Raw genomic sequence first — 10322 nt, 5'->3', positions numbered from 1 at the left:
CAAGGTGATGACCTACTTCAAGATTAGCCTTTCAACACATAACTGGGACAGAGCCATCCAATACCGATGACAGCACCAGACCCGGTGACGCGCTCAGGCGTGGCGGCAAGTTGGTACTATTCAGGATGCCGACCAGGCGCACCACGTCGGACTGATTCAGCTCCAGCTGACCATTGATACTGCGAGCCTTACGCAGCGCTAGGCTGGCATCCTTTCTGGCCATATGGCCCCCGGTTACGGTTCGGTGATGGTAGCGGTATTGATACGGATCAGCGCACCGGCAAAAAACTCCGCAGCGGGTAGCTCCAGATCGGCGCCGCTGCCCGGCACCCCGACATCGAGATCCGCAACAAAGGCCCCATCCCGGTCAACAATGCGCCCCCAGGTGGGCGCGCCACTGGCAGTAGCCATCTGCTCGGCCAGGGGTTTCAGGGTCAGCACCCCACCAGCGATCGTCTTGGCGCAAGGGTGGCTGAACGTCAGCGCCACCAGAGCAAGTTGGTCAGTCGTGGCCGCCCCCGGTGCCGGTTTGGTGCCGGTATAGATGGTCAGCTTGGCACTGGCCCCGCTGCCCGTATCAATGGCCGTGGCCAATAGCTGGGCGCGACTGGTGCGCAGCCCTTCGGCATAGGAGATCATGGTTATTTCCTCTTGAGCGGGGCAATCAGGGGGAACGGCTCGGGCGCCACGCCACCACCAGGCGGATAGGGTTTTGGCGCCTGATAGTCGGCGGCTACGGCGTTGTAATCGGCAGGGCCATATGCTGGGTCATCCTGGGCAACCACCATATAACGACGATTCAGCCACAGCAGATCGAACCGATAGACCCCATCCGATGCGCGGCTGTAGGTCTCGCCAACCAGCTCGCCATCCTGGGTAAAGCAGAGAACCCGGCGCCGCACTCCCATCCCGCTGATGGTCACCGTACTTTCAATAAACCCCTGCTCCACGTTGCGCACTCCATCGCGGATCCAGAAGTAATCCCGCCCCTTGCAGATCACTCGCTGGCTCATCTGCTGGATATTCAACGGGCCAGGATAAAACGGCGGTTTCCCTTGCCACGCCACATCTTGCGGCAGGAACTGGGCGCGGGTCTCCTGGTTGGCCACGGTAACGGTCATCGGGGTGGTGAACAGCACATAGGTAAACTCGACTTGGAGCGGGACAAATTCAGTCCCAATCCTGGCCAGGCGGTCTCCCGGTTGCAGCTCTATCCATATCTTGTATTGCGTTGAGGCAATGAATTGCGTTGAGCGGGTAAACACCTTGGTCTGGTAGTAGCCAAACACCTGCCCATTGATAGCGGCCAAGCCGAGATAGGGTGCATCAGCTGGCCCTTGAGTGGTCACCCCGACGACCGTCAGCACCGCCATACCATTGAGGTAGGCCAGTTTGGCAACCACAGCGCCAGTCGCATCAAACAGCACCCCAGTCTGACCAGGCAAAATCCCCCTGGCCAAGACGTAGGATGGTGCAGTGCCAGAAGCGACCAACCCGACCCCTGATTGATGTTCAATAGCAGCACCGGCTGGCAATACCAGATCCGGCTGCAACGCGGTGTACTGCTCTGCCGTCAGCGCAGCAAAGTCGCCATTAAATCCAGCAGGTGCTGTCTGAATAAGCACCCGCACCATGGCCACGCCAGACCCGGTATATGTTGACTGGGCACGCAGATTACTAAACCGCATTGCTGCAAATTTTTGCGGTTGGCAGGCAAAGCTAAACGATTGGTTGCGGTTACCAACCGGGTCAGTGGTAAAGACTAAAGCGCTATCGCTAAAGCTCAAGGCGCCAAAAGTGAGTGGGTATGCGCCTGCTTGGGGTGCTTTGGTCAGGCTGGCCAGGTTCGGGCCATACCAAAGACCATGGCGATAAGCGCCATCATAACGGGTGCGAATCGCCGCCAATACCCCCCCGGTATCATCCAGAAACTCCAGATCCATATCTGAATAATCTGGGTTCCAGTTGCCGTTGCTTATTTCCAACCTGAACACGTAGTTTCTAGGCGCAAGTGTGATCGTCTTGGTAGGGAGTACCCCAGTGTCTCCCCCAGCACCAGAGCTGTAGATAAACTTGAAAATACCTATATCGACCGTCTCGCCAAAATTGGCAGCCCAATCAGGCCCATCCGTACTTTCAACGTTGTAAAAAGGTACATTTCCAGAGCCAGATTGGGATTGCACAACAACTAGGAAACCCCTGCTCGGTGCAAAAGTCGCCATGACTTACCTCCAAGGCCCAGTAAGGTCAAAGCCCATCAGGCAGGTCTGCCCCCAGTTATAATTGTTCTCGTCATACCCAACCCGGACAAAACGCAACAGCTTGCCAGGCATGGCAGGCAGGTCTTTGAAGTTCTTCCTGTCCCATGCCCCTATGGTGGCAAACGGGCATACCAAACCGGGCAAGTACCCACGCAAGTGGTTGCCACTCTCGATCACCATGGTGGGATCCTGGGTCACATAAAAACCGTTGTCCGGGCCGTTGGGTATATTCAAGCCGTTGCCGAATCGGCCAAACAGCCCTTTAATAAACCAGTTAGTGGCACCAAATAGCTGATGATATGGCCGGGCAATGACCCGGTGGCTGGCGTTGTCAAAGTTGGGGTAAAAGTTGCCCCAGAGCGTGTTGCCTCCTGACCCTCCTTGCCAGTTTCGTCCGGCTTCATTGGCATTGGTGGTCGGATAGTGGTTAATCACGGCATGATAGCGGTCGCCTGGCCGAACCGATCTGATATAGCCAAAGCTATACATAAACTGGTAGTTACCTGCCGCATAAGCAGGCATGAAGTAAAACAGCTGGCTATCGCCCACCAGATCCCAACGCCGGTTGGAAAAGCGCCCGGTACAAGGCCAGCGCCACTCCCCAATATTGGTGTAACTGTTGATATCCACCACATCCTCAACCATCGCCACCTTGGCCAGATAGTTGAAATAGTTTGGCCCCATCCACCCCGTAAACGCCGAATTGTCGATGCGCAGGCTGACATTACCCGACTCACTGACATTGGTGGGACGCACGATAAAGATCTTCCCGTCACCGCTCTCATGGGTGATCGTCCAGCCCAGCGGCGCCACCTTCATGGTCATGGCTGCGCCTGTACCTGGTGCCCCAGGGTTGCCGCCGTCAATCTCAAACCAGACCTGAGTGGCGGTGACCTGCATCACCCGATGCTCGCCGTTGTAGGCAGCAGGCGATACCCCCTCGACCTGAACAACCGAGTCTTGCAGATAGGCATGCCCACCGGTAAAGGTCGCCACTGCCCACCCCTTGGCAGTATCGAAAGCCAGCGCGTTGATGGTCAGGGTGCCAAAGCCGGTGACCAGCACCGCCTTGAGCAGCGCCGCCAGGGCGCCCTCTGCGGTATCGCCCAAGCTCGGGGCGCCTTGCATTTCACTTGCAAACCATTTGACCTTGTATTCAGCCATCGCTTTTCTCTCCACAGGCAAGGCGCAACGCCTCACCGGTTAACGGTTGACGTTGCCCCTGAGCTGGGCCTCGAAACGGTCGGTATCCACCGCTGCCACCGACTGCAAGATGGTGCGGATAAACCAGATCGGGTAATTGGCGGCGTAGGTGTTGAAGCGCAGCACGTTACCCGCAGCCCACCCGGCGCCCCAGCCACGCCGGTCAAGCCTGAAATAGGGCTGGCCGTTGTTGGGGTTGATGGGAGCAAAGTCGGTATTCACATCCCCCACCGCAATCTGGCCCACATGTTCCCCCACCAGAATGAACGTGGTGGTGGTCTGGAAGATGATGGCCCAGCGCTCTTGCAGGGTCGCCCGGTTGGTCACCACGATAGGGAAATCCGTGTCGTTGTATTCCGCCGTGCAGGGGTCGCCAATCAGAAAATCAGACCAGTTATTTGTCCAGGTGCGTTGGTCGAACAGCGCCCCATAGCGGGCCCACAAGTCACCGATGATCAGGGCGCTGGAGACCAAGGTATCTGCCGCCTCATAGTTGTGACTGAGGGGCCGAGCCAGGGTGATGCGGCCCGAGATCTCCACATCGGTGGCCAGGCTCATATCCTCGACGCGGTGAACCACGGTCAGCGGCTCCACATAGCCGGTCAGGTTCAGCGGGCTGGCCAAGGTCACCATCCCGCTGTTCATGTTGACGCTGTAGAGCTGCGGCGCCAGCTCCTTGCCGTTCTTATCCTCCACCCGGCAATAGGCCAGCCGTTCGCGCCCGGTATTGAGCTGTTGCCCAGCCTGTACGCCCATGGGGAAGGCACTGCGCTTGGTGGAATGCACCACCATGATGTAACCCTTGCGAATAAAGGGCACCCGGCCATCGGATGGCAGGCGCACCGGATCCAGCTTGATCAGATCCGCATCGAGTGGCAGATAGCTATAGACCACCGCATTAAACCGGATGGTGTCAGCCACCACCGACAAGGGGCGCCAGATCTTGCCATCGACCACCCTATCGGGGTCGTACCAGGGTTTACCCTCGTTGCCCGCCGCCGTCACCAGGCGGCCAAAGCGCACCGATACCACTCCGGTCTGATAGTCCACCTTGCCGCTTACATCCTGGCTGGTGATAGTGCCATCACCGTTGGCGGTCACCTCAAACCGGCGCCCGTCTGCGGTGTTGCCGCTCAGGTAGAGGCTGGATGGCGCAATGGGTGCCCCCGGCGTCCTGAATGTCACCTCATCCACCGTCTGGGCCACCAGGCTGGTGACCAGCGAACTCAGGGCTGGTACGGGCGCTGCACCGGGGTTCCAGACCGTGACGGTCGCCTTGCCGGTGGCGTAATCCAGCGTCCCGGCCTGCTCACCGGCTCCGGTGGCGGGGTCGATGTTGCGATAGAGGATCCCCTGCCTGTCCACATAGACAGACCCGCCCAGCGCAAAGCGCACTGAGTTGGCCAGGATCGCCTCGCCGTTGCGCGGGGTGATATCCAGCACCAGCGGGGTAGCCTTCACGGTATCTTGGCCCGCTTGGCTTGCATTGTTGCTGCGGTACTCCACCTCGACCCAACCACTGTCGTCCACCGGGAACAGGTAAGCGGCCTGCACGTAGTAGATCTCCACCAGTGTCCAGCGCTGGCGGGCAATGGTGTTACCGTGGCCATCGCCATAGGTGCCGATGGTGCGCCACTCATAGCGGGTTTTAGGAATGCCGCCCTGGCCATCCGGCTTGATGGTGATCTGGCCGGTGGTGTAGTTGACGGTGCCCCGCTCTACCCCTGCCGCATCCAGCAGCTTGCCCGCGCCGTTGTCGCGCACACTGATGATCGGGTCACGGGTTGCGATCACCAGTTCGGTGTCGTCCTTCACATCCTCATAAAGGGCATTCCAGCGTACCGATACCATCCTGGGGGTCAGGTTCTGCTTGGTCAGCTGCATGGTGATCGTCCCGTCCGGGTTGCGGGCCGGGTAGTCAAAGCGTTGGGTGTCCGGGTCGCCGTACTGGTAAACAACCTGGTACTCCTGACCTCCATCCGGCAGGGTTGCAACCCGCAGGGCCAGATCGCCGGTCACATAATTGATGGTGCCGGTGGCATCGCCGGTCAGCTGGCCCGCCCCGTTGTCGATGGCGGTTTTGGTCGCGCCACCGGCTTGCCAGGTCAGGGTCAGGCTATTGGGGGTGATCCCCTCATGGGCCAGCTTATGGGTCAGCTGCACCGGATCCAGCACCATGCTGGCGCGGTTGAGGTAAGAGACCTTGGTACCCCAGCTGAACATGATCGCGCTGTTCACATCCGGCAGCGCCCCCAGGGTCAACACCACAGAGCCGGTGGTGAAGTTGAGCAGCCCAGAGCCATAGGATTTGTCCTGACCAAATAGCTCCCCGCGCCCGTTGTCTTTCAAGTCGTACCATTTGCCCTGGGCCAGATAGCTGACGGTCAGCGAACCTGGGCAAGGGGTGGGCAGCAGGGTCGCGGTGTAGGCATAGCCCCGGTTGTTGGCGGCAATCTGGATCTGGGCCGTGTCAGCGATGCGCGATGGCATCACTGCCGGGCGAAAGCTCACGGTTTTGCTGGCTGCACCGTAGTTCGGGCACTGGCTGTTGAAGGTCAGCAGGCCGCGCCCGTAGTCGATAGCCCCCACCACGGTACCGACCAGGAACAGCTCGCCGCCCTTGTCGGTGATCACTGCCGCGCCTATGGTGACCGATACGCTACCCGGCATGGCACCAATCCCCAGGAACAGCCCCTGACTGGGGCTGACCGGTGAGGTGGTGGTGAAGGTGTGGGGACTGCCCACCCCGGATTCCAGCAGGGCGCCCAGCTCACCGGCAGCGGTCAGATCGACCACCGGGGTTTCACTGCGGGCACTGGGTACCAGCTGGGTGAAAATGGTCTTGGCCTGCACCCGCATTGCCCCCAGCGCCGCATCCGCGACCATCTTGGTAGTCGAAAAATAGTTGGCGGCATCGGCCACCACGGTTTCCCGCAGGGTGGTCTTGGTGGTTGCCTGGTCATAGGGGCTGGGCTGCTCCCCTTCAAAGGTGTGGCGCAGCGGGTCAGTGATCACGCAAGTGACCACGTTGCGGGTGAACTCGCCCTGGTAGCCTGCTACCCCGAACTTGCGCAGCTCGGCGGTTACCCGGTCAACCCGCACATACTGCTCAACCTCGTTCCCCTTCCCTTCGTTGCCGACCAGCACCAGCACCTCCCCGATCTCCGGCAACCGCACCTCAATGCGTTGCAGGATGCGGATCGCCCGCTGCCCTTCCAGCTGGGTATCGTAGAGCACCCCCTGCCACTTCGGGCCTCGGGCCTGATAGCGTTCCAGGGTGTTGCGGGCGTTATCGCGGGTGTCATTGTGGTCTTTGGTGGTCATCAGCGTCAGGTTGACGCTGGGGTCACTGGGCGGCAGCAATACCATGGCATTGGCGCCATAGTAGGTGTCGGTGTCGTCCGTCTGCACCGCCAGAAACGCCTTGCGCATATTCACGGTGCCATAGGCCCGATCCATGTCGCTTATGTCAGGGAACATGCTGTTATGGTTGCCGCTGATGATCTCGCGGCCAGTGATGCGACCACCGCCGTCATCGGTATCAACCAGGCGCTGGCTAGCCAACAACACGATATCGCCAGAGAGAATGGTCATGGGGTTACCTCTGTCAGATTCAGGGTCAAGGCATAGGGGTCGCCCCCTTCCGGATCGGCCATCTCGATCAGTGGGGTCGCCACCACGCCAGGGCGGCGCCACACCACGGTGCGGGCCACGCCATCAAGCAGGGTCAACGTCATCAGCTGGGCCACCTGCGCTTCCAGCACCTTGAGCTCCTGCACCTTGGCACGGGAGCAATGCCCGCTCAGGGTCAGCGGCCTCCCCTCGGGCTTGGCGGTCTCCTCCACCAACAGGGCGCCACTCAGGGTCGGGGTCACCACCTGTTCGACCGGCGCCCACTCGAACTCGTCGCGCCAGACCAGATCATCTGGTAGCAGCACGCTGTTTAAGGTCACGTTCATTGGCGAAGTCCTTGCTGTTTAAGAAGGGAAATCAGGGCATTCGCATTGACCTCATCGGTCTGTAGTTCGGCCGAGCCCCCTGCCCCTTTAAGCTCGATGGTGATCCGCTCGGACAAGGGCCTGCGTGTCCCTGGGGTGTTGGTGCTGGGGGTAGATGGCACGACAGCCGGGGCCGGTGGCTGGGCGGCGACCTGATTGGTTTTGGCACTCTCTTTGGCCAATGCTTTGTTGAGCTCCTCTTTGAGGCGGGCCTGCATCGCCTCCATCTCTTTTTGGAACTTCTCGCCGTAATACTTGCTCCACTCGCTGTAGGCCGGAATATCCTTGACCTTCTGGCTGTAGCGGGCCAGCTCCTCCTCCACCCCGGCCAGGGTATTGGCCAGCCCCTCGGCATTGCCGCGCAGGCTATTGATATCCACGCTCTTGTAGTAGAAAGAACCGGCATTCACGGTGCGGGTGATATCGCCTCGACCACCGCCCCCGCCGCTACTGGCAAGGCTGGCATTCGTCTGCTTGGCTTCATCCTGTACCCCTTTAAGTCCTGCCCGCATCGCATCGGTGGCCCCTTTGGCCCGAGCAGCAGCCTCGTCAAAACCATCACCAATGGCCGCGACTGCCTGCTTGGTATCGCCACTCCCCCCTTTCACTTTGGCCATGGCATCGGCGGCGATGGCCATCGAGCGAGCCAGCGCATCCCCAGTGATTTTTCCCTGGGCGGCCAGTTGCTTTTGCCGCGCGATCACCGCATCGATCTCGGCGGTGGTCTTGGCGCTGTTGTAAGCGGCGGCCAGCGCCTCCTCGATGGCGGCACTACTGGCACCCGTGTGCGCCACCAATACATCCAGAGCGCCGATGGTCTTCTGAAAGCCTGCACCGATGCGACCATTGGCCCGTTCAAAGTCCAGCCCCAACTCCTCAAACGCCTTGGCCAACTTGGCCGGGCCATCGGCGGCGGATTGCTTGGCCACGGCATTGATCTCGGCCAGATAATCGCGGGTACTCTTGGCCTCATCCCCCAGTGCTTTAACGGCTGCGGCGCCTTGTCGCCAGCTTCCAGTGGCCTCGTCGTAATGCACCTTGCCCTCGGCGACCAGGCGATCGAGATCCGCCATGCTGGTGATGGCAAAACCCAGCTCCGTTGACAGGGCGGCAAACTGACTATTGAGGCGGGCCTGAGTCTCGGAGCGCAGCGCTTGCGCCTCCCGGAGGGCCAGCTCAGCCTGCACCAGCTGACGCAGGGCAGAGGCGAACTGGGTGATCTGGATGATGGACTCGACCGCCACGGCAGCCAGCAGCCCCTTGACGGCAGCGCCCAGCACCCTGACCCCTATCGCCGCACCGGCTGCAGCCGTGCCCGCAGTGGTCATGCCGCCTGCTGCTGTCGCTGTCGCCACAGGCATGGCAATAAACTGGGCGTAGAGGCTGCGCAGATCACCAATCCAGCCCGCGATTTTCAGGCCGACCCACGCCTGGGCCAGCACGGTCAGCGCGGTGCGCCACTCATAGAGGGTCTGGATCAGCGACTTGAGGGTTTCCCCCATGGAGATAAAACCATCGGAGAGGCGCTTGGCCCACTCCTGCAGGCGGCCATCCCTGGCCATCGCCTCAAATTCGGCATTAAGGTTCGCCAGCTGGTTTTTGAGCCAGGCCAGCGCCCCGTTCTCGGCCACCATCCGGTAAAACTTGGCGAGGTTGTCCTGGGCATTGGAGATAAGCCCGGAGAGCAGGCTCATGTTGTCGGCAGCCGCACCGCGCGATTGGGTGGCAATCTCGTTCATCAGGGCAGCGATGGTCTCGCGGCCCAGCTTGCCTGCCTCAGAGAGCTTCTGCAGCTCGGCAGTATTCTTGCCAGTCACCTGCTCCAACATCTGCCAGACAGGTACGCCCCGCTCAATCAGCTGCAGGATCTCCTCACCCTGCAGCTTCTGCTTGGCCCAGGCTTGGCCAAGGGCCAGAGAGATGCCCTGCACCTCCTCAAAACCGCCGCCCAATTTGAACGCCTGATCGACAATGCCCTGCATGGCCCCCGCCATGGGGTCGATGCCGAACGCCTTGAGGCGCACGAACACCTGGGTGACTTCACTGAGCTGCAGGGGGGTGTTCTTGGCAAAGTCCTGGATCCAGGCTGATGCCTCTTTGCCACCGGCAATCGAACCCATCACCGCCTTGAGCTGCACATCGAGGCGCTCGGCCTGATCGCCAGTCTGGAACATGGCTATCAGTTGGGTGGTAAGGGTCTGGATACCAAACCAGGTACCTGCCAGCGCCACCAGGCGCCCGGTCAGGCTGCCGATGGCCCCCTGCAAGCCACCGGCCTGCTGACTACCCTGGCTAAACTCGCGCCCCAGCCGTTCGGTCTGGCCGACACTCTTGGTCAGCTCACGCTGCAGGCGCTGCTGTTCCTGGGCAAGGTTCCTGGTATCGAGCCCGGACTGCTTGAGCCCTGCGTGGAGGCGGGTATGACTGGCGGACTGAGCGACCAACTGGCGCTCCAGCTGCTTGACCTCGGAGGCCAGCAACCGCTCTTGCTCGGCCAGCGCCTTGGCATCGCCGCTACCTGCTTGCTGCTCGCGGCGCAACTGCTCCAGCTTGTCACGGCTGAGCACTGTCGCCAGTTCGAGCTGGGTCAGGGCAGCTTTGGAGTCATTGAACTGCTGGATCAGCGCCTGCTGGCGGCTTAACGATTCAAGGCTCTCGGCCAACTGCGCCGTTTCGGCGGCCGTCTCGTCCGAGATCGGGCCCAGCTCCTGCACCTCACCCGCCAAGGCGGCCAGGTCTTCCCGGCCGGTGACCTTAGCCGCCAGCTCCAGGGCAAGTTTGAGGGTGGAAGAGGTGGACATGGGGCATTCCGATCAGATTCAGATATGCCCCATGGTAAAGGGATGGCAAAATAGGAGGG

At 60.8% G+C, this 10322-nt stretch carries 6 protein-coding genes; all 6 read right to left on the bottom strand.

Annotation, left to right across the window (positions count from 1 at the left end; translation table 11 throughout):
• Positions 1-234 precede the first annotated feature (234 nt).
• The 6 genes from QLG02_RS05635 to QLG02_RS05610 are packed head-to-tail and all read right to left on the bottom strand — an operon-like array spanning position 235 to position 10263.
• The gene (locus tag QLG02_RS05635; RefSeq protein WP_282464734.1) at positions 235-639 is read right to left on the bottom strand and encodes a hypothetical protein; all 405 of its coding nucleotides are present in this window, start codon (positions 637-639) and stop codon (positions 235-237) included.
• A gap of 2 nt (positions 640-641) precedes the next feature.
• A complete protein-coding gene (locus tag QLG02_RS05630) occupies positions 642-2222 on the bottom strand; it encodes a hypothetical protein (protein WP_282464733.1) in 1581 nt (526 codons plus the stop codon).
• A 3-nt stretch (positions 2223-2225) separates the two neighbouring features.
• Positions 2226-3425 carry a hypothetical protein gene (locus QLG02_RS05625; protein ID WP_282464732.1) on the bottom strand — a complete coding sequence of 400 codons (1200 nt, stop codon included), beginning with the start codon at positions 3423-3425 and terminating at the stop codon, positions 2226-2228.
• A 39-nt stretch (positions 3426-3464) separates the two neighbouring features.
• Positions 3465-7058 (bottom strand): curculin (mannose-binding) lectin protein, encoded by a 3594-nt coding sequence (locus QLG02_RS05620; protein WP_282464731.1) that lies wholly within the window; start codon positions 7056-7058, stop codon positions 3465-3467.
• Positions 7055-7423 carry a hypothetical protein gene (locus QLG02_RS05615; protein WP_215269999.1) on the bottom strand — a complete coding sequence of 123 codons (369 nt, stop codon included), beginning with the start codon at positions 7421-7423 and terminating at the stop codon, positions 7055-7057. The genes QLG02_RS05620 and QLG02_RS05615 overlap by 4 nt, the downstream gene beginning before the upstream one ends.
• The gene (locus QLG02_RS05610; RefSeq protein WP_282464730.1) at positions 7420-10263 is read right to left on the bottom strand and encodes a tape measure protein; all 2844 of its coding nucleotides are present in this window, start codon (positions 10261-10263) and stop codon (positions 7420-7422) included. The genes QLG02_RS05615 and QLG02_RS05610 overlap by 4 nt, the downstream gene beginning before the upstream one ends.
• Between the last annotated feature and the right edge of the window lie 59 nt (positions 10264-10322).

Source organism: Aeromonas sp. V90_14 (genome assembly GCF_029967615.1).
Classification (GTDB): domain Bacteria; phylum Pseudomonadota; class Gammaproteobacteria; order Enterobacterales; family Aeromonadaceae; genus Aeromonas; species Aeromonas hydrophila.
This window is presented reverse-complemented; position numbering and strand designations above follow the sequence as displayed.